At 46.9% G+C, this 23,214-nt stretch carries 6 protein-coding genes and 1 pseudogene; 1 reads left to right on the top strand and 6 read right to left on the bottom strand.

The window, feature by feature from the left end:
* Nucleotides 1-175: 175 nt before the first annotated feature.
* The 3 genes and pseudogenes from dnm_RS12830 to dnm_RS31605 all read right to left on the bottom strand — a co-directional run.
* Nucleotides 176-3,598 carry a MopE-related protein gene (locus dnm_RS12830; RefSeq protein WP_207683033.1) on the bottom strand — a complete coding sequence of 1,141 codons (3,423 nt, stop codon included), beginning with the start codon at nt 3,596-3,598 and terminating at the stop codon, nt 176-178.
* Nucleotides 3,599-3,707: 109 nt separating this feature from the next.
* Complete coding sequence (locus dnm_RS12825) at nt 3,708-8,900, bottom strand: DUF4114 domain-containing protein (protein ID WP_207683032.1); 5,193 nt, start codon at nt 8,898-8,900, stop codon at nt 3,708-3,710.
* Between the two features lie 117 nt (nt 8,901-9,017).
* Nucleotides 9,018-9,428: pseudogene (locus dnm_RS31605) on the bottom strand (NHL repeat-containing protein); the annotation flags it as partial.
* Between the two features lie 274 nt (nt 9,429-9,702).
* Here dnm_RS31605 and dnm_RS12810 point away from each other — a divergent pair.
* Nucleotides 9,703-11,031: a hypothetical protein gene (locus dnm_RS12810; RefSeq protein WP_207679484.1), complete on the top strand. Its 1,329-nt coding sequence runs from the start codon at nt 9,703-9,705 to the stop codon at nt 11,029-11,031.
* Nucleotides 11,032-11,042: 11 nt separating this feature from the next.
* Here the strand turns inward: dnm_RS12810 and dnm_RS12805 are convergent, their stop codons facing one another.
* The 3 genes from dnm_RS12805 to dnm_RS12795 form a co-directional block, all read right to left on the bottom strand.
* Nucleotides 11,043-11,255, bottom strand: coding sequence for a hypothetical protein (locus dnm_RS12805; RefSeq protein ID WP_207683031.1), 213 nt, complete (start codon nt 11,253-11,255; stop codon nt 11,043-11,045).
* A 794-nt stretch (nt 11,256-12,049) separates the two neighbouring features.
* The gene (locus tag dnm_RS12800; protein WP_207683030.1) at nt 12,050-15,265 is read right to left on the bottom strand and encodes a DUF4114 domain-containing protein; all 3,216 of its coding nucleotides are present in this window, start codon (nt 15,263-15,265) and stop codon (nt 12,050-12,052) included.
* A gap of 647 nt (nt 15,266-15,912) precedes the next feature.
* Nucleotides 15,913-22,107: a C13 family peptidase gene (locus dnm_RS12795; protein WP_207683029.1), complete on the bottom strand. Its 6,195-nt coding sequence runs from the start codon at nt 22,105-22,107 to the stop codon at nt 15,913-15,915.
* Between the last annotated feature and the right edge of the window lie 1,107 nt (nt 22,108-23,214).

The following is a 23,214-nucleotide window of genomic DNA, read 5'->3' as shown; positions in this document are numbered from 1 at the left end:
AAGAAACCCGGCTTTTTTCCGGAAAAAGCCGGGTTTCTTTTGTTGTGAAAAACCTGCGAGTATATGCAAGAAACCCGGCTTTTTTTTCTGAACAAGCCGTTTTCCCCTGCCAGAAAAGCCGGGTTTCTTTTACACAGAATGTTTTTCCTTTTCTTATCCGATTTCCCTGTAATTCTTACTCACTCATTTCCAAAATGTTTCTTGCATACAGAGAAACATCATTCAGCGTAATCCTCCCATCTCCGTCAGCATCAAGTACCTCCCATTCATTACACCATCCTTCTCCACTTGCTCCCGTGAGTATCTGCAAATCAAGTATAATCCTCTGTAGAAAAGAGAGTTCAAGCGACTCAGCCTTGATCACCAAAGAATACTCCGTATTTTCGCCCAAAGGATAAGAGGATGCATTTTCCATTTTGAGATAATATTCCCCGGTTTTTGAGCATACCCATTCAAAAATATCTTTATTCTCATCTTTCCGTTTTTTATCACGATATATCGGTGTTTCTCCGTCGCTGTCATAAAGTTCGATCAATGGCTCGCACTGACCCTGTGTTTTCAGTTTAATTGTATAAACAGCATCCATAAACCCATAGAATTTCACCCAGTCTTCATCATTCTCGCTGTGAAACGTATGATATTGTTCCGTATTCAATTTTATGGACGCGGCATTTTTATGATCGTTATCAGCACGGTCTGCTTCGTGTTCATCTGGATTATCACAAACATATTCATCAATTTGCTCATCACAGTTATCATCCACTCCGTTACAAACTTCCCTTGTTATTCCGGGATTTATATAGAATTCCTCGTCATTACAGTCTCCGAACAGTGCGGCCAGTTCATCCTCAGATTTGTAGCCCTCGGGTTTGTCGCACGTCGGTTCGGAACCTGTCCCGTCGGAATATCCGTCTCCGTCAGCGTCTTTGTAATAAACAACGCAGCATTCATCTGTCTTATCGTCACAGTTGTCGTCCTTATGGTTACAGATTTCCTCTGCTCCGGGGTTTACTGAGCTATCATCATCATCGCAGTCCCCTGATGTGGCGGTCAGTTCCTCCTCGGATTTGTACCCCTCGGGTCTGTCGCACCTCGGTTCGGAACCTGTCCCGTCGGAATATCCGTCTCCGTCAGCGTCTTTGTAATAAACAACGCAGCATTCATCTGTCTTATCGTCACAGTTGTCGTCCTTATGGTTACAGATTTCCTCTGCTCCGGGGTTTACTGAGCTATCATCATCATCGCAGTCCCCTGATGTGGCGGTCAGTTCCTCCTCGGATTTGTACCCCTCGGGTCTGTCGCACCTCGGTCCGGAGTCTGTGCCGTCGGAATATCCGTCTCCGTCAGCGTCTTTGTAATAAACAACGCAGCATTCATCTGTCTTATCGTCACAGTTGTCGTCCTTATGGTTACAGATTTCCTCTGCTCCGGGGTTTACTGAGCTATCATCATCATCGCAGTCCCCTGATGTGGCGGTCAGTTCCTCCTCGGATTTATACCCCTCGGGTTTGTCACACCTCGGTTCGGAAGCTGTGCCGTCGGAATATCCGTCTCCGTCAGCATCTTTGTAATAAACCACGCAGCATTCATCTGTCTTATCATCACAGTTGTCGTCCTTATTGTTGCAGATTTCCTCTGCTCCGGGATTTACAGAGAAATCTTCATCGTTGCAGTCTCCTGATGTGGCAGTTAGTTTTGATTTAGGTCTGTATCCTTTGGGTTTCGTACACGATGTTAATGATTGACCGTCAGAATAGCCGTCTTTGTCAGTGTCTTTGTAATACATGACGCAGCATTCATTCTTCTTTCCGTCGCAGTTATTATCTATTCCATCGTTGCAGATTTCCTCAACTCCCGGAGATATCAAATGATTGGCATCATCGCAGTCGCCCTGATTCTCTGTATAGCCGTCATTGTCATTATCTATGTCATTGATGTCAATAGTGGTTGTTGTGGTACTGGTAGTCGTAGTGCTTGTGGTTGAAGAAGTAGTGCTGGTTGAGGTGGTAGTTGATGTTGTGCTAGGAGCGAAAGAAGTTGTCGTGGAACTCGTCGTCGTGGTGGGTTCCGCCGTGGTTGTCGGAGCAAGAGAAGTTGTCGTGGAACTCGTCGTCGTGGTGGGTTCCGCCGTGGTTGTCGGAGCAAGAGAAGTTGTCGTGGAACTCGTCGTCGTGGTGGGTTCCGCCGTGGTTGTCGGAGCAAGAGAAGTGGTGGTGGAGCTTGTTGTCGTTGTAATATTACTCGTTTCTATTGTATAGCTTCCTGCATTATTAGCACTATTCCACCCTTCTTTGAAAGCTGTTGCCTTAATGGTCAGTGTGCTTCCCTCTGGTATGTCAATCGGCGAATCCCCGTAAATCTTTGAATTGGCATTTGGCTCGGTTCCGTCTATGGTATAGTAAATGACGGCGCTGGGAGTACTCGTAATGCTGACACTTTGTGCTGATGGGTATGTACCGGGCGGAGGAGAAAACTCAGGAGTAAGCACTGTCAACGCTCCTGCTTCAAGTTCCATTTCGATTGTCTTGTCCGGGGTCACATCAGAAACAACAAAATCAGAATATTTCTGAGTCTCGTAACCGGGGGCACTACAGGTAAGGGTGTAAGGCTCTGATTCTACAATAAGCTCCATAGAATATTTTTCGCTGTCTTCATTAAACATTGTTGCATACTTATTAACAGTCTCTGTCGAATGTTCAGCACTAATATTTGCCTTCTCAATAAGCATGGAAGAATATTTATCAGTAACAGTAAAAGTGCAGTTCACCTTATCCCCGATAGCACCGTTCTCTATAGATATGGAAAAGTCATATCCTGTATTTTCACCATATTCGGCAAGAGACAGTTCATCGCAAGATGGAGATGTACAATTTATGAATTTCACATAATAGACCCCGTCCTGTGTAAAAGAATGTCCGATAGAGACATTTTCCCCTTCAAGACCCATATCAGAATGCACTGAAACACCCTCAGGGTCTTCATAAAGTTCGATGATGACACTGCCCTTTATTCCCACATTCTTTACATCAAATATATAAGGCAGATCGGCAAATCCATAAAATTTTACCCAGTCCGCATCACCCTCTTCGTAAAAATTATGACGTTGAGCAAAACTGCCGACATTGATAACACTCGCCTGCTCAAATGTATCATCATCCTCATAAACATCTTTGTAAACAAATTGCTGAATATTAAATATCTTGGGGTCAGATGTAACGCCTTCGGCATTTTTCGCATAAACTGCTACTTCATACATGCCGAATTTGGAAAATACATTCTCGCTTGTTGTTCCTTGGTATTTTCCATCTCCTTTATCAGTCAGTTCCAATTTGGGAAAATCTGCTACATCAGGATCAGCAGGTACCGTCCCTGTGTAACCCGGAGGCATAATTACAGCTAGAACTGAAGCTGCATTACTCACGCCTGCGGCCTGGATGATTGCAGATGTTGCCCCGTCATCCAAAACAGATGGTGATGATGCAGTGTCAAGACTTGGTAAATCCTGCGTAAAGGCATTTGAAGGAAAAAAGTTTGAAAAAATAAGGCAGGTGATGAAGAGGGCCAGCATATGTGAAAATTTTTTGAGAAATGGTTCCATGTTTTATTTCCTTTCTTATCCGCGGCCAGCGTTCAATCACCAGCCATCAGATTTGCCCGGCAACACATTGCCGGGCTGTTTTCAAAAGCCCCGACAGGGCTTAATACAATCAGGGCATGGACTTGCTGTTCGCAACCGGCATGATGTCGAGAACGCTGATATATCCGTCATCATCCAGGTCAAAAAAGACATCATATTCAGGATCGCCCTCGCTCTTATTCCACAGAGACACGGCCCTTTCAATGTCATCATTGTCAATATCTCCGTCGCCGTCAAAGTCGTAAAACAGAGGATTACCGTCCCCGTCTGTCGGCATTTCCGGTACACCAAAATCAACAATTCCTTCTTCAGCAAGTACCCATCCATAAGTTGTGAGAACCTGATGGGCATTTACTTCAACCGCGTCCGTTCTTTGCGAAAAAATTTCTTCCCCCTGGCTCGCCTTTACTGTCAAATGAGCGATCCCATCCTTTGTTCCGCGCAATACAAGGCGGCAGAACAGAAAGCCTTCCTCCTCGGATACGGGCAAAGAAATGACCTGTCCGCCAGAGCTGTCATACATAAACGCCGCGCCCGGAATATATCCGCCGTCCTTACCGGTCACTTTCCCCTGGAAATCGTAGAGCAGCAGATCCGCGGATGAATCAATGGCAACAGATATTGTAAGCCTGTCAGATTCCGTGTCTGACATCTCCACATGCCGCATAATCTGCCTGCCCAGCTCCGAATCTGTTCTCCAGTCCGACCATGAATCCCGCGTGCTTCGTCTTTTTCGGCTTTGTGCGGATGAATCTGATGAGGATATGACTCTGTCCAATGTCGGAATTTCAGTCGGTGTTGCTCCGTGCATTCGGATGATCAGGTCGTTGTAATCTTTATCGCTGTTGGCAGCATCCATATCCTCATACACAAAGCCTCTGCCCATGCCGTTCACATCAGCGACCTGGCCCACACTCATGCCATAAGCCGGAGCCGATGATACCAGCGAAAACAAGGGGCGTTTATAAGAATTTGTTGTTCCCGGATTTTCAAACAGACTTTCCAGGGAAGCATTTGGAACCAGGATGGTGGCGAAAATATCTCCGGGCCTCATCTCAAATGTTTTGGTTCCTTTATACTCACCGCTGTTCCAGTCCTGAGATTCTCCGTCAAGCGTACCGTCAAACCGTGCTTTTTCCGTGGGATCCGAAAGCACCACATATCCGTCCTCGGTGTTTGACAATGACCGTTTCACGGCTTCCCTTATAAAATCAACTGATCCTGGTGTCAAGTCCTTCATGCCGGAAAGACTGAAAATCCCCAGTTCTCCCTGATAACTCCCGCCATCATACAGCCATTCGATCTCAACAAATCCGTTCTCTCCCACCGTAAACGTACCGCCGATGATTTCAGCGGAAGGCGGCTGAGTATCTCCATCAGCATCGGTTGCGTAAACCAGCATCCCATATTCGTCTCCTTCGGCGCTGCTGTGTATGAGTTCGTAGGAAGTGTCCAGCCCCAGGTTTTCCAAATCTTCTGATGAAAGGGTATTTGGATCAATATCGCAATCCGGCGGCATTACAATTGCCAGCAGGTCTTTTATCTCGCCCTCGAGATCAACCCCATCGAACCGGACGCTTGCCATGGTCTGACCATCCACAGTAACAGGAATGACTTCACCCCGATAGATTTCGCCATTATACTCCCATTCGAAGGTTCCATCTTCTCCCAGAGTAAATATGCTGTCTTCAGGTTCCTCCGCAGGAGGATTTTCTTCCGTATTGTCCTCAGATTCAGGAGGATCTGATGGCGGTGTCTCAGATTGTGCGGTTTTCTCCACCTGGGTCTGCGCCACCTCAGTGGTATCTCCGTTGGCATCTGTGGCATAAATCCCCAACTGATAAGTACCCAGCTCAGAGAAATTATCGTAATTTATGGCATATCGGCCATCTCCCAATTCATTCAACGACACCCTTGGCAGGTTCTCAAATGTTTCGGAAAAGGGATCAATCTCCTCACCCGGCGGTGCGATGACCACCCAGAGTTCCTCTGTGTTCCCATCATCAGAGACTCTCGCCCATATGGTTGCGGAGTTGTCCCCGTCCAGTGTGCTGGAGCCTGTGTCTCCCCGATATTCCTCTCCGTTGATCCAGTCGCCCTCTCCGACGCAGACACCGCCATAAATTTCCTCGACAGGCTCTTCTTCGGGAGGTTCGGGCGTGTCAGGCGGAGATGAGGGTGATCTCAACTGACTGACCTGGGTTTCAGACACGCTGGAAATATTGCCCTCGGTATCTGTGGCATAAATGAGTATCTGATAGGTGCCGACGTGAGAGAAATCCTCATAAGTGAGTTCATACCGTCCGTTTCCGACATCATTCAAAGCGAATTTCGGCAGGTCCTCAAAGGAATCTGAACAGGGTCCCATGTCATAACCCGGGGGCACGATCACCGCCCAGACCTTATCCAGGGCAGCACCGGCAGTGATGTTTTCGGCCCATACGGTTGCCGATGTTTCTCCGTTCAGGGTCTGAGGCGGCGATACCTCGCTGATAACCGGTTCATCACCTGCCAGCATGATCCCCGTGCCAATACTGCATCTTCTGGCGATCCGCCGGTCAGAAATTTCATTGGGCAGACCATCACCGTCAGCATCCAATGTCGGAAACTGTTCCATACTTCTGACTGCCTCTGAAGCCCATTTAAATGCGTCCCGGAGGTTCATTCCGTCTATCACATTGTTCCAGAAGAACTGGGAGAAAGAAATTGCGCCCTGGGCAATAAAACTGGCAGGCTCGTCTCCCCTCGTACTTGATATCAGGATTCGTTCTGATCCCTCAGGCGGGAGAAGCGAAGACAGAAAACTTCCGGCAGCGCACGCGTCATAAATTATCGTCAGCCTGAGTGTTCTGCTGGTTTGCAGCGTATCTGCCATGGTGTCCAGTTCGCCAGGAGAAAGGGTTTCCGTATCATTGAGCCGGAACGCATGTTTTTGTGCAATTCCTGTCAGATAAAGCACAAGATCATAAGTGTCCTCCGCACCCCAGGTTTCAACAGCATATTTCAAATTGCTTTGCGTGGGCAGTCCGTCAACTCCTGCGGAGAATGCTCCGGGACTCATAAAATAAATATCCTCATCCGCATACCCCTGAAATGTCAAGGCTTCATAAGACAGACCTGCGTTTTTTTCAACAACCGCGGAAAAGGTCTCTGACACAGAATCACCCGCCACGATAATCGCTCTGCGTTTCAGGGGATTCTCGACCGTCACCGTGGTCAGCTTTGGCACGGAAGGATTACCATTCCCATCTCTGGCGTAAATGGCGATGCGATATATTCCCTCGGTATCAAAGCCGTCATAGGTGTTTTCATACTGGCCTGACTCGCCCTGCGCAGGCACAAGATCAATGGTGGGAAGATTCTCAATGGGATTACCCGGGGTGCCCTGCTGATAATTCGGGGGACGAATTACGGCCCATACCCGGGTGATACCGTCCTCATCTGTCACGTCAAAAGCAGAGATGGTTGCAGACCTTGTGCTATTGAGCGTCTGCGGAGGCGAGACATTGCCGATGGCCGGCCCGTCTCCCCAAATGGTCGTACCATTACCGATAAAGAGATTTCGAACCCGATCAAAATCTCCGGGTTCGTTGCCCACACCATTGCCGTCCGCATCCAAAAGCGGATGCTGAAATTCGACCGGAGTTCCCATTGTCTCTTGTGCCATCTCAAACGCGTCCCTGACATCCAGGCCGTTAAAGATGTGAGTCCAGAAAGAACTGGAAAAAGAAAGAGACCCCTTGGTTACGAAGAACGCAGGCTCATCCGGAGCGCTGCTTGCAAGCACAATGCGTTCCCTGTTTTCAGGCGGCGTGAGTTCGGAGATAAAACTTCCTGACTTGCACGCGTCATAGACAACCGTGAGTTTCCCGGTCATATCTGTCTGAAGGGTATCCAGCCATGAGTCAAGTTCTCCGGCTGTCAGCGTCTCAGATTCGCTCATGCGGAATATTTTATCCTCGCCATGATCCGTGAGATAGATTACAAGGCTGTCCGCATCTGCTGCCCATGCGGTGATGGCATCCCGCAGGTTTGCTTTGGTGGCAGCTCCGTCCACTTCGTCAGCTTCGCCATTGCCGTCAAGATCGGCGTTGGTATCCGAAGAAAGATAATAGATGGTTTCTTTGGTGAAGCCCTGATAAACCAAAGCACGATACGCAAAATTCGTACATATCTGGGTGGCGTCCCACAGACTGTCCCTCGGATCTATCCTGCCCGCCAGAATAATGGCTTTCATTTTTCGATCCGTGGGTAATCCGGGTCTGAAGACCTGAATGCGATAGTTAAAAGCATCCGAAACATAGATTCTGCCACTCGGGCTGAAACAGATTCCTGCATTGCTTCCTGAAAAGTTTCCCGGATCAGAGCCGGATTCCCCGATTTTTGCTAAAAGCTGTCCGTCTGAGGAATACTTGAAGATGTTAGGATAGGAATTATCTCTCAAGTAAACAAACCCGTCGTCGTCCACATCCAGACGATGAATGCTTACAATATTATCCGGATCTTCCCATTTGCCTAAAAATTTTCCATTTGAGTCGAACTTCTGAACGCGCGTGCCATCTGCCACATAGACAATGTTGTTACGATCCACTGCCACCGCGTTCGCACTTGTTAATTCTCCATCTCTGAAGCCATGTTGTCCCCATTTGGTTATAAAGCGACCATCGGCATCAAACTTCTGAATACGCCAGGAATCAGCAACATAGAGAAAGCCGTCCTTGTCTATTGCGATATCAGAAGGACCGATAAATTCTCCGTTTTTCATCCCCCTTCTGCCCCATTTTTTTATAAACTGTCCGTCAGTCGTGAACTTCAGGATACGGCAGTTAAGGGGGCCAGCAACATAGAGAAAGCCTTTCTTATCCGCTATGATGCTCAATGCCGTATAAAACTGGCCGTTTCTCTCTCGAATGCCATCTCCCCATCGGGTGATGAACTTTCCCTCTGGTGTGAACTTCCAGACACAACAATTCTGCCGGTCAAGCACATAGAGAAAGCCTTCATTATCTGTTGTCAAATCAAGAGGTTTCATAAGCTCCCGCCCGTCTTTCAGCCCCTCTCTGCCCCATTTTGCAACAAACTCTCCGTCAGATGTGAACTTTTGAATGCGATGAATACGATTATAGCGGTCATGATAACTCTCAAATGTATAGACAAATCCGTTACTATCCGCCACAATATCCTGAAGCCCTGAGAAGCCTTCCCATTTGATAAGAAATTCTCCGTCTGTTGTGAACTTCTGAACTCGTGACCCGTCCGCCACATAGATATAGCCATCATCATCTGAAACGATTTGGAAAGAGGTGCTTAACTCTCCATCTCCTGACTCTTTATTTCCCCATTTGGAGACAAATTCTCCTTCTGATGAAAATTTTTGAATACGAGAGTTATTGCTGTCCGCAACATAGATGTAGCCATCAGCAGCGAATTTTATGTCTCCAGGTTTGTTAAATTCACCATCTTCGCTACCTTCGTTTCCCCATTTGGAGATAAATTCTCCTTCTGATGAGAATTTTTGAATACGATGATTTTTTGTATCTGCGACATAGACAAAGCCTTTGGCATCTGTTACAATATTAGCAGGGGAATTGAATTCTCCGTTTCCGCTGCCCCGACTTCCCCATTTGGTGACAAACTGCCCATCTGAGGTGAATTTTTGAATACGATGATTTCCTGTATCTGCTACATAAACAAAACCATCTGCGTCTGTCGCTATACCCTTGGGGCTTCCGAATTCACCGTCTTCACTCCCCCACTTCCCCCCCCATTTTGTAACAAATTGCCCGTCCAGCGTGAATTTTTGGACGCGATTATATTGACCTTTCCAGTATTGAAATTAACATGCTGTTTATATTGAGTTTACATAAATTAATCTCATGAAAATGCGTTTGAAACCAGCTTATATTTTAAGAATGCGAATCTGTAGTCAGACACTCGGATTTAAAATTTTTCTTGGCATACGACGGACTTCGTGATATACTGTACAAATATACGGTTCGGAAATATATGTCCGAGCCTCTGACCGCCCTGATTCCGGGTGCCGATATTATAAGGAGGTTCTTATTATGACAACGAAAACCGCTGAGGAACATTTTACCGAAGAAATGCTTCGTGCCGCCGAGGAGTTCGGAAAAATACTCCGCCCGTATTTCCGCCGGATGCCTGATGAGGATATGGAAACCCTTCTTCTCATCAGCATGGCGGTATTTCTCGGAGCGGACAATGTTTACCAGGTTATGCAGGTGCTCGGACTCCCGAAAACCGCCACCTATGACCGTGTTAAAAACGTCAGTGTTTACTGCTGGCGTAAGTTCCTGCAGAATCACCTTTACAGCATCGCTGTTCCTCTCCTGCGGGAGAGGCTCACCATGAGCGATGCCACAAAAAGCCGGGACGGACTGATTATGGCAGTCGATGACTCCGTGATTGCCCGTATTGCCACGGAACTCGGCTATGTATGGAAATGGTGGAGCGGCCAGCTTAAACGCGTGGCGAACGGGCAGAACGTGATCGCTCTGATTCTGGTAATCGGCGACATTATTCTCCCTCTCGACGTGCGGATAGTCTCCAAACAGGGCAGGGGGCTTAAAACCAAGCCTGAGATATATGAGGAGATGCTGAAAGCCGCCGAAGCAAAATTCGAAGCCGCGGGCATTGACATCAGCCGCCTCGGAACTACAGGTGATGCGGCATATTTTTCTCAGGATATCGCGGCATTCTGCCGCGGTGAATGTTCGGAAGAAGCCTCGTCCGAATCGGATGCGTCAGCTACAGACACCGGCCTTGCGAACGAAGATGCCGAATCGTCCGATCCCGCACTCTTACTGACTCTTACCGGAATTTTCCGCGGCAAGGACAACTACGTCTTTGAAATTGACGGAGAAATCCGGAAGGCCGGCCAGTGGCGGAAAAATTTCAAAGATCGTCTTACTCCCGGATGGGGAACAGACGGACAGCCGGTGTATCGAACCGAAGCAGTAAGCGAAACCTTCGGCGAGGTTATTCTCGTCTTCTATATTCCGAAGGGGAAACGGGCGGTCAGCTACCTTATTATAGCAGGACGACCTCTGCGTAGCAGCGAGGCACTGCATGCCTTCGCCTTCCATCATCGCATCGAAGAATTCCGGAAGCTCCTCAAAGACACTCTCGAACTGGGAGCAATGCATCTCCGAGATCGGAAGGGGGCTCATGCCTGCGTCGGCGTCAAAGTCATCGCATACCTCGTCGTCAATATGATGAAGCAGAATCTGAGGAAGCTCCGACGCTTCCGAAATGTGACCATTAACAAGTTAGTCAGACTCTGCCCGAAGTTCGTTGACGTCCGAAAAATTTTCAAAGAGCATTTTCAGAGTATTATTCCCAATAATCACACGTTGGATAAGGCTTTAGCGTGATTTCAGAAAGGTCAATTATAGTAAAAATCGAGGAGATAAATAAATTTGTGCTTATCCGTTGCGATTTTTCCCTCCATAAAATACCATGGCTGCTGAAGCGTGGGCCACATCCGTTCAAACTGGTAGGTCTCCTCGGCTGCAACAGGATTGGATATCGCCAAAAACATCAGGCAAACAAGAATGACTTGTAAGACACGAAAAAGATTACTGGTTTCTGATTTCATTTTTTTGTTTCCTCCTTTCTTTTCAGCAAATTAAAGTTTTAGCGGTTCAACGTAAATGCTTGTCTGGGATTGGGAAATCCCCCAGGCATAACTGCCTGATTGCCTGGCCTGACAGCGCACTCCAGTTGGCTTTAGTCCGCTTTAGCTTTCAGCCCGGACATTGATGTCCGGGTTTGAGCTGATTTTATCATTTACGCATAAAAAAAAGAACGCCTTTTCCTAATTTTATGCAATAATTATGCCAAAAGGAAGAAGGGATAAAATAACCTATTAAAATAGAAATATATTTTTAAAATTTCAGAAATATATAAGGCAACCGAACCCCTATAATCTCCATGTTTTCAATTCTGAAAGATAACATTTTGTAATATTTAGATTAAAACTTTTTGCCTGTATCATAACTATTTGATTTGTCAATATTACAATAAAAGTTATAATTATAGTGATATTTATAGATATTTTTTGTCATATCCGACAATAAAATGTCAGGCTATCCGATAATACTCCAAAAATGGATTCAATAGCATATTTATTAGGTTAATTAAATATATTACAGATCTGTGTATAGGACAAAAAATTGCAACAAGGGAAGAAACCCGGGTTTTTCCCCGGACAGAGTGTTTGCCTCCTGCCGGAAAAACCCGGGTTTCTTTTTTGTCCTATACACAGATTACAGAATTTAAGTCAGGTTTTGGAAACTCTGGCGAGTATTTTTATATATAAGTCCCTGACATCCATTGAGCTGAAGCAATAGTCATAAAGAGGGGCACATCAGCGACGTGCCCCCCTGCGAATTAATAAAGCGACTTGCTGTTGGCAACCGGCATGATGTCAAGAACGCTTATGCAGCCGTCATCATCCAAATCAAAGAAGGCATCATATTCCCGGTCTCCCTCGCACAGATTCCACAGTGCGGAAACCTTTTCAATGTCCTCATCATCTGTACTTCCGTCTCCATTAAAATCATAAGCGAGCGGTGTGCCGTCCGCTGCTTTGGGCAACTCCGGTGCAGCGAAGTCAATGGTCATTTCCTCAACAAAGGCGGTCGCAGACACCGTGGTGGTGAGAACCTGATGCGGCTCTATCACAAACGGCTCCTCTTTTGCCAGAAGTTCGCTCTTCCCCTGCCATCCCTTCACCTCCAGATGACACAACCCCCCGTGTCCGATGGCCCGAAGCACAATCTTATACTCGCCTTCTTCCAGAGCAGGCAGGGAAACAATCTGATGGCCGTTTTCGTCAACCTCAAAGGTTGCGCCCGGAATGTAGCCGCCTTCCTTGCCGATCACATTTCCCCGGGGATCATAGACCAGCAGATCAGCCGGAGACTTCAGGGTCACGGTCATCCAGAGGGTTTCCGGCGTGGGTTCCGAGACTTCGATATGCTCTTCCAGCGGATTCTCCACAACTCTCCAGTCGTCGCTTTGTTCCATATAACCGTCTGCGATCAGCCCGTCCAGTGTGGGAGAGCATACGGTCACGCCCTTTACCTGAACCACGATGTCATTGTAATCCCTGTCGCTGTTGAAGGCCGGGTTATCCTCGAACACAAAGGCGTTCCCCGCGTCGCCCACATTTGCGATCTGACCGTAATACAGCCCCAGGCCCGGATTGGGTGACGCAAGCGAGAAAATAGGCCGTTTCCGGGGATCATTTGTCACGGCGCTGTCCAAGTCAATTTCCGCGAAGGTCGCGTCAGGAATCATCACCATTGCCAGCCGGTCTCCGGGGTGCATCTCAAACTTCCTTACAGGTGTGTAATCCCCGATATTTCTGCTGGATTCCTCTGAACCGCCAAGGTATCCGTCAGGAAAACGTGCGCCGTCTTCCGCATCTCTCAGGATGATATGCCCGTTTTCGCTGTCCGACATCACCCGTGTCACTGCTTCCTTTATGAACGCATCTGAATTTGGTTCCAGTTCCTCCATTCCTGAAAGGCTGAAAAGACCGATTTCCGGCTCATAGTTTCCGCCGTCATAGAGATAATCCACCCTGATCTCACCGCTCTCTTCCACGGTGAAGACACCTGCGGTGTAACCGTTCACTGTTCTGGTTTCCGAGGCAGTCTTTCCGTCGGCATTTTCAACAGTGGTTTCAATGCTGTTTGCGCCGTCCTTCAGATCAATGGTGATGCTGAAGAAGACTTCCTCGGGGTCCTCAGGATTGTCTGTGGGTGTAAAATCCGCAGGAATTCCATTGACAGTTATGGCAGTGACACCTTTCTCATCTGTTGCCTTTCCTGAGACTGTGACGTTTTCAGCGCAGGTGTGAAATCCGGGGGCCGGGCCTTCCACATCAAGCGTCGGCGCGCCCATTTCAAACACCCGGCACACACCGCCGATGACGTAGATCACCTGTTCTCCGAAGGTTGCGGATGCGCCGTTCACTATGGCTTTGGGCTGAACAACATATTTGCCGGGAATGCCGATAAAAGTGACCTCTCCCTCGCTGGTTTCCACATTCGGGCGGCCAGAAGCATTGGCTATCGTATAGGTCTTTGTCTTGCCATCCTCGTCTTTCACATGGCTTGTGGCTGTGAGATACGGGTTTTTCAGCGTCCCGGTTCCCCCGTCGTTGACATAATATTTCAGGGTGACGGAACCGGTTTCATAAGTGAAATCGTTGTTACTGACTGTCTGCCCTTTCGCCAGCGTAATTTCATTCCCATTATCCTTCCGAGTATGATCATTGATATACAGGGTGGAATTCAGATATCGTTCTTCTCCTCTGCCGCAAAGGTCAATGTTTTCGTGGAAAAAATTAACTTCGGTGTGATAGAGATTCCATTTTCCATCGGTCAGAATCATATCATATCTGCCGTCCGCAGTATTGATTTTGTCACGACTCCTGCCCTGGGCCGAAGGTGTATTGGGAATGCCGTGTCCGTATATGCTTGCCCATCTCACGCTTGCCATGGGAGGATCCATGCCTTCCTGATCATCTTTGAAGGCTACGACTGTGGCATCTTTGGCAAAGGTGATCTTTCCGTTGATAAAAGCTGCCGTGTGTGACACATCTCTGGTTAAACCGGCGCAGGTCAGATCATTTATTTTCGCATAAAAATTCTGAGGATATTCAAAATAATCGTCATCGCTGTTAAACCAGCTCTGTGCATAAAACTGATGATCTCCGGGACGGAGTTCTGCCAGGGAATAAGGCCCGTCACTGGTAAGAGAGACATCCCTGTTCGTTGCGCCTGTCACATAGACTTTATGTCTGTCGAGAACATTTGTTCCCAGTCCGTGAAGGTTCATATTTCCGCTGATTTCGCCGGAACATCCTGAATCGCACCAGAGTCTCCAGTCAAGCTGTTTTACCATGCCTTTGCCGACATTTACGGACTGCTCATCCAGGTGATAAACCCAGCCGTTTTTCATGGTCGCTGTTCCCTGCACTGTGCTTTCCGTATTCGCACGCACCGGAAAATGAATATTCCCGTCCGCTCCGAACTTTATCCTTGTATAACAGGTGTTGTTGCTGTCCCTGGTGTAAAGCCATCCGTAATCCAGACCGCAGTTGGTCTCGAGGTTGCCATGAACCCAGGCGCCGTTCAGCACGAAATCCAAATCAGACGTGGCCTGATACGATACACTGACAACTTGGCTTTGAAAATTGAGGTCTGCTTTGGAAGCTCCCTCCTTGTAATACACCCGGCAGTAAACCGTGTATTCCTGAGTTCCGTTCACCTTCCATGTCTCATCGGGAATATGCACGGTCAGTTCGTAATTTCCAAGTTCCGAGCCGATGGTGACTTCGGAACGAAGCTGGTTGCCTGAGGCGTCTTTGCTTATTGCCCATATCCTGGCGCTGGATACTGTCACGCTGTTATTGTCCTCATTTCCTATGGACACAGTTCCTTTGATATACCCCGGATTCAATGTGACATGCCCTTTGGATTCGTCTCCCGGCGTCACCTGTGCCATGCTGTTTGCGGTTATAAGAAATAATGATAAAGCCATTACCAGAATGAATACAAATGAGAGAACCGAATTTCTTTTTACACTTGTCATTTTCCTGCTCCTTTCTTTTTGTTTGCCGTTAATAAACATTATGAAACCTCTGCTTTTTCCTTTTTATAATTGTCAATGTCCGAAACTGATTTTTGAGGACATTTTTTTTGAAATTTTTTTTCATGTTGTCCGAACCCTTTGTCCGAACCCTGATAAAAGGATTCAAAGATTGACAGGATTAAGTATCTGTTTACCATGAAAATACATTTTGAAAAGCCGGGTTTTTCATCTGAAAATATTTTCATGACCGGGGGCGAAAAACCCGGCTTTTTCTATAAGCGTTTAATCAGGGTTCAGGCAATTGTCCGATTAACCCTTTGAATCAATTTAGCAAATACCGAATCAAGTCCAGTTTTGGAACACCACCGATTTCCATGGCATAACCGAATAATCCTTGCTTATCGCTAATCCATGTAGATGAAGGGGATTATAACATCCTGAATATTTCCTTTATTTCTGTTAATGTCAGAAAAGGGTTTTATCTGTCGCTGTGCCGCCTGAGGGGTCGGGCTTGAAAAAAGTACAGGGAAAAGAGATAAGAAAGGGAAGTATCTTTCCTTTTCTTATCTGTTTTCCCTGTATTTTCTGAGTTCCATTCCGGCAATAAATCGCCGGACTATTTTCATATGTCCCTACGGGACAAAAAATCACCGGACAGATTTGCTATTGGCTACCGGCATGATGTCAAGAATCGTGATGGTGCCGTCGTCATCAAGATCGTAAAATGCGTCGAATTCCGCATCTCCAGCCTGGGTGTTCCATATCGAACTCACACGGTTTATGTCATCATCGTCCGTGTCTCCGTCACCGTCAAAATCATACCAAAGCGGGTTTCCGTCAGGTCCTTCGGGAATCTTTGGCTCTGAAACAGTAAATGTCAGTTCGGAAGACACGGAAATGTCCAATCTTAGCACCTGATGGGCTTTGATCTCCGCCGTTCTTGTTTCTGAGAAAAATTCGGTCGTTCCATGAAAGGAGCTTACTGTCAGATCACAGGGGCCGGTTTGCGTGCCGTGAAGAACCGCACGCCAGTTTCCCTCTGTCAGTTCGGTCAGGGAGATGATCTGTTCCCCGCTGGCTCCGGTTTCATAAGCCGCTCCCGGAATGTCGCATGAATTCTTGCCGCACGCCCTGTTTTCAGAATCATAAACCGTGAGATTCGCCGACGCATCACGAGCCAGCGAGATTTCAAGGATGTCAGGTTCCGAAGACGTTTCTGTCTGAACTTTCTGTTCAATCTGACTTGCCAAAGGCTGAGATAAATTGCCTGCCTCATCTGCTGCATAGATGATAATCCGATATATGCCGACTTGGGAAAAATCGCTGTAAATTCCCTTATACACACCATTCCCCATATCTGTCAGTTCCACTATTGGCAAATTCGTCAATGCCTCTGTGAGACTGGTATCCGGCGGCATGACGAGTGCCAGAACTTTTCCCACAGCGCCGGTGGCGGTCACATTTTCGGCCTGTATTGTCACGGAAGTCTCTCCGTTCAATATTCCGGGGGATACAGACACGGCTCCGATGATCGGATCATCTCCGGCCAGCATGATTCCGGCACCGATGCTGAATTTTTGGGCAATTCTTTTGTCAGATATTCCGTCGCTTAAACCGTCGCTGTTGGCATCCAGCGTGGGAATCTGCCCAAGGTTTCTGACTGCCTCAGATGCCCACTTGAATGCATCCCGGATGTTCATTCCATCTATCACGTTGTTCCAGAAATATTGGGAAAAAGAGATGGAACCCTCTGAAACGAAATTGGGGCATTGATCTCCCGTGGCACTGGATATCAGTATCCTGTCCTTTGCTTCCGGCGTTGTCAGGGATGAAAGAAAAGCTCCCGAACCGCAGGCATCGTAAATCACCGTCACCTTGGCTGATGTGCTGTTCTGAAGGTGATCAAGATACTGGTCCAAATCCGCAGACAGCAGGTTTTCCGTGCTGCTGAGTCGGAAGGCCCCGCTCTCGGCATTTCCAGTCATATACAACACAAGGTCCCCGAGGTTTTGCGCTGCCCAGGTTTCAATGGCATGTCTCAGATTATCCACGCTCGGAGGAACATGCGAATCGGTCTGCCCCGGGATGTTTGCCGGGCTGATGAGATAAATGTCATCTCTGTCGCCTTCATCGCCGTATCCCTGGAATTTCAGGGCTTCATAAGCCAGGGCAGCGTTTTTCTCAATCGCGGGCCAGAGGGGATTATCCCAGGGGTCAGGGCCTCCGGCAACGATGATGGCCCTCCGTGTCAGGGGATTTTCAACTGTCACTGAGAGCGGTTCTCCGTAAACAGAGGTGTTTCCGTTTCTGTCTTTGGCGTAAACTGCTATCTGATATGTTCCCCTGATGTTGAATCCGTCATAAACTTTCTCATAAATGCCTGCCTGATCCTGTAGCGGAATGAGATCAACAGATGGGAGCGACTGCACCGCGCTGCTGGATGCTCCAGGATTATAATCCGGGGGACGGATCACGGCCCATACACATACAACGCCGTCTTCGTCTGTCACGCCGGAAGCGGTCATGCGGAAGAAAGTGGTCTCCTCCGCAGGCACGCAGGACACAGTTTCAATGTCAGGTCCCAGTCCCGGCATATCTGTACCGTTACCAATATAAACATTCTGTGCAAGCTGGTAATCTTCCGAGCTGTTTCCCATGCCATCGCTGTCAGCATCCAGGAGCGGATGCTGGAATTCCGTGGGAGATTCCATGGCCTGTTTTGAGAAATCGAAAGCGTCCCTCACGTCGAATCCGTTAAACACATGGGTCCAAAAATAGCCGGAGAAGGACACGGAACCCTGGGTGACAAAATAAGCAGGTTCGTCAGGCGAGGTGCTGGCGACTACGATACGCTCTTTGTCCGCCGGCGGCGTGAGCATTGTAACGAAACTCCCGGATTCGCAGGCATCATAGACCACGATCACCTTTCCGGGCATGGTCTGCTGGAGGGTATCCAGCCATGAATCCAGTTCTCCCGAGGACAAGGTTTCTGTACGACTCATCCGAAAAACATTGTCTCCGCCATGGTCTGTGATATAAATCACAAGGCTGTCCGCATCCTTTGCCCATTCGGTGATGGCATATTCCAGGTTGGCGTTGGTGGCATCTCTGTCCACGTCGTCAGCTTCGCCGTTGCCGTCCAGATCAAGCTGGGTGTCCGAACTGAGGTAGAAAATGCTGTCTTTGGTGAAGCCCTGATAGGTCAGCGCACGGTAGGCAAAGTTGGCACTCAGCTGAGTCGCTTCCCACAGGGTGTTTTCCTTTAACCGGCCGCCAGAGGCATTCTCATAAGGCCCGCCTCCAGCGAGTACGATGGCCTTGGTTTTGTCTTTTGTCAGGGTGGGCTTGAAAACCTGGACGCGGTTGTTGCCGGTATCTGAAACATAAACTTTACCATCACTGCTTATTGCCAGACCTCTCGGATAAGCCAACTGTCCGGGATTGGATCCGAACTCTCCGAAAGCTGTAATAAAGACTCCGTCTGATGTGAATTTTTGGATACGGCTATTCCCCTTATCTGTCACATAAATAAAATCATTACTATCCACAGCTATGCTTCCAAGTCCGTCAAACTGTCCGTCTCCGCTTCCTTCTGATCCCCATCTTTTTACAAGGTGTCCCTCCGGATCAAATTTTTCAACTGAATCATTTGCGGAATCAAGAACATAAAAGAAGCCATTGCTATCTAAGGCTGTGTCAGAATTATCAAAAATGCTGTAATCGCCGGTTTCTTGTTCCCACTTGGCGATAAATTGTCCGTCAGGTGAGAATTTCTGGATTCGGTTGTTTCCTGTATCATCCACATAAATATAACCTTCATTGTCTGTTGCTATATCAACAGGACCATAAAATTCACCGTCTTCATTTCCTCTGCTTCCCCATTTGCTCACAAACTGATTGTCTGATGAGAATTTATGAATACAAAGGTTTGAGTAATCCGCCACATAGACAAAGCCGCTGGCATCTGTGGTTACGCCGTATGGGCCGTCATAATATCTGTCGCCATCACTATAAGTCTTTAATTCAGCGACAAAATCTCCTTCTGATGTGAACTTCTGGACACGATTGTTACGAGTATCAGCTACATAAACATAACCTTCGGTATCTGTTGCTATATCACGGGGTCCCCAGAGTTCTCCCTCTCCTTTGCCATAAGTTCCCCATTTCCCGATAAGTTCCCCATCTGAGGTGAACTTCCGAATAGAAGGTTCAGAGCTGTCAAGAACTACATAGATAATTCCCATCCCATCTCTTGCTATGCCGTGAGGATTTGAAAATCTCTCTTCACCACTGTCACAGGTTATCCATTTAGTCTGGAACTGACCATCCGAGGTGAATTTCTGAATCCGATCATTTCCAGAATCAACCACATAGACAAATCCGTCATCATCCGTGATGATACCAGTCGGCCCTTGAAATTGCCCATCTTCGCTACCTATGCGTCCCCATTTGGCGACGAATCGCCCATCTGAAGTAAATTTCTGAATGCGATGGTTATAAGTATCTGCCACATAAACGAATCCGTTATTATCCACTGTTAATCCCTGAAGACCGGAGAATTCTCCATCCCCGTATCCCCTGCCTCCCCATTTGGCAACAAATCTGCCGTCTGAGGTGAATTTCTGGACACGATAGCTGTCAAAATCTGCCACATAAATAAAACCGTTGCTGTCTGTGGCCACACCCACCGGATTGAGGTACCAGGGCTGCTGCAACCCGGGCCACATCCGTTCAAATTTATAAATATGACTGGCAGCGGAGAATTTCCAGTTCAGTATAATATTGCCTTCCTGTCTGTCTTTTCCGTCCACCGCAATATAATATCGAATGCCTGCCTGCGCCCCAAAGGTCACACTGCTGGTATTTTCACTCCCTTCATCATCGTTGCTTGCTATTTTTGTCAGATCATTTATGCCTGAACCTGTGTAAACAGCAAGAAGCGTGTCAAAAGAACTGCCATGCGTATTAAAAGCAAAATTATCATCTTTCGGAGCAACCCAAGTCCACCAGACAGATTTTCCCCCTGCATTCTCGGTGATAACAGTCTCTCCTATTTCTGTTGTCGCATTCAGATTTGAACCGCAAGCCTGTCCTGATGCTCCTGTCAATTCCGACGCATTTGCAAAAACACCATTCGGAGGCCCCGTTCTCCAGTTCAGTAAGATATCGCCTGAATCTCCATTATATCCGTCTGTGGCAATATAGTATCGGAGGCCCGCCTGAGCCTGAAAAGTCAGGCTGCTGGTATTATCCGGGTTTCCGTCATTATCGCTGGCTGCTATTTCTGTCAGATAATCAACGTCAATGTCTTTGTCAGGTGGGATTGTGTAAATTGCAAGGAGCGTATCAAAGGAACTGCCGTGGGTATCAAAGGAAAAAGAACCTGCTTGCGGCGCATACCATGACCACCATACGGATTTTCCGCCTTCTTTGCCCGCGTGATCCGGTTCGTCGCTCTCCTCCTGGGTGGCCCTGATATTTGAACCATATGCCTGTCCGTTCAGCCCTGTCAGCCCGAAAGCATCTTCAATATCGTCGCTTGGCAGCGGCATTACGCTTTCCCATCTGAGATCAATCTGTCCGGTTTCTCCATAAGCTCCGTCAACAGCGATATAATACTCCGCACCTGTCTCGGCCTGAAAAGTTACAACGCTTTGAAGGGTGTTTCTGCCATTTTTCCTACCATTGTTGTTACTCGTTATTTCTGTCAGATTATTAATGTCCGAGCCTGTATAAACAGCAAGCGTTGTGTCAAAGAAGCTTTCGAGAGTATTAAACAGAAAAAAGTCACTCCGGGGAGCAGTCCACTTCCACCATACGGATTTTCCTCCTTTGTTGTCCCCATGGTCCGGCTCTCCCGCTTCTTTCATGGCTTGTTTATTTGATCCTGTTGCCTGACCTGAGTCTCCTGACAGCAGCGGCGCACTTGCAAAATCGTCATTTTCAGGACGATCTGCGATAGTCCAGCATAGGTAATAATCTCCGCAATAGCTGTCCCCCATATCCACAGCAATGTGATATTGAACACCTGCCTGAGCCAGAACCGTCAGACTTTCCTCCCAATATCCGCTATTGGCAACCTCTGTCAGATGGCTGACATCCGAACCTGTGTAAACTGAAAGAAGCGTGTCAAAAGTGCCGAATGATTCGAAGAAAAAATAATTGGTTTCCGGGGCAGTCCATTTCCACCATACTGATTTTTTGCAGTATGTTCTACCAGCATGATCCGGTTCACTCGCCTCTTTCGTGGCTTCCATATTTGAACCTGCTATATTTCCCTTCAAACCCTCCATTACCAAAGCACTGGCGAAGTCATCATTTTCCGGACGATCAGCAAATTTCCAGTTCAAAATAATATTGCCGGAAGCATTATCATATCCGTCCACAAGAATATAATACTGAGTTTCCGCCATAGCTTGAAAAGTCACACTGCTATAGTCGTCATCCTCAATCTCATCATTGTTGGCAACTACCTCGGTCAGAGTATCAAAGCTTGAACCTGTGTAAATTACCAGTATAGTATCAAATGAACTCTCTTTGGTATCAAACGTAAAATAACTGGTCTGAGGCGGAGTCCATTTCCACCAGACTGATCTCCAAGGATATTCATCTGCATGTTCCGGCTCATCTGGCTCGCTTGTCGCATTCACATTGGAAACCGTTATCTGGCAGAATTCACCCTCCAGCAGTGCTGCATCTGCAAAGTTGTCATTTGCCGGAGCCTGTGCCCATGCAAGCCCTGTCACGGCAACAATGAAGATTATAGTTACAAGGATAATTTCTGCCATTCCGAAGATTTTCCTCTTCGGAATTTCGTTTTGAACCATGCGGTTTACTTTCATTTTTTTCCTCCTTTGCGGCGATACATCATCCGCGTATTTTCTCCCCCGGCAGTGAATTGCCGGACTATTTTCATAAATCCCTCCGGGATAAAAAATCAGCGGCCAGACTTTTTTTCAGACAAATATCAAAAAATTTATGGTCTGGTACTTATAAGAATAAGAACGCTTTTTCTTAAAGTTATGCAAGAATTATGCCAAAAATAAACAGTATAGAATAAGTTATTTAAATATAAATAAAATTTTATCTAATTGACAATAAAAAAAGAAACAATTCCCTATAACTTGGATGCCAGTCGCCCTATAAAATAACCTCTTATAATAATTGGGTTAATTTTTTATTAGATTTATAACTATTTGTTTTATCATAGATATAATTTATATTATAATTATGGCAAAAAACATATGTATTCACGAAGAACGCCAATACGGCTAAATCAGAGGGCAAACATGCTTTGAGCAGGAGCGGGGCAAAAAGTCAGCTTTCAGCTTTCAGCCATACAGTTCTCCTGGCAGGTGAGGAGATGACATCTGCGGAAATGTGTATATGGCGGGCCGGTATAAAAAGTACAAGGAAAAAGGATAAGGAAGGGAAGGGGCATATTCCCTTTCTTATCTGCTTTCCCTGTACTTAATTGTGTTATCTTCGGAGGACTCAGAGCAATTAAAACACCCTGCACTCCTGAATGAGATATGCTTCATCTTTGGGACGGATTTATTTTTCAGCGTATGCGGCATTCCGCATTCATGCGGCCTGATATAAGCAGAAATCTGAATCTTTCTTTGGAATCTGCTAAAAAATGTCAACAGATCAAAAAATGAGGCTCAGAATTCTTGACAAACGCTTTCATACTGTATAAGGGTTGATTTAATACTTATTCTTAACTGTTAGAAGCGCATCTGACCATATCAGAAACAGTTTTCACTTTTTCAGTTCAGAAGAGAAGAAAAACGTGTGGCGGAGCAGGTTCCCTGTTTCTGCATAACTGGTTTCACTGCTCCGACATTCATCTATAATAATTTTTAAAAAAAGATATCAGACAGGGTAAGCAGAAACCTCCGAGTCTGCCACAGACAAACTTTTTTTAAAAACCTGTATCCGCATTCTTT

The organism is Desulfonema magnum (assembly GCF_017377395.1).
In the GTDB taxonomy this organism is placed as follows: Bacteria; Desulfobacterota; Desulfobacteria; order Desulfobacterales; family 4be13; genus Desulfonema_C; species Desulfonema_C magnum.
The sequence above is the reverse complement of the archived record's forward strand: the minus strand, read 5'-3'. Positions and strand labels throughout refer to the sequence as shown.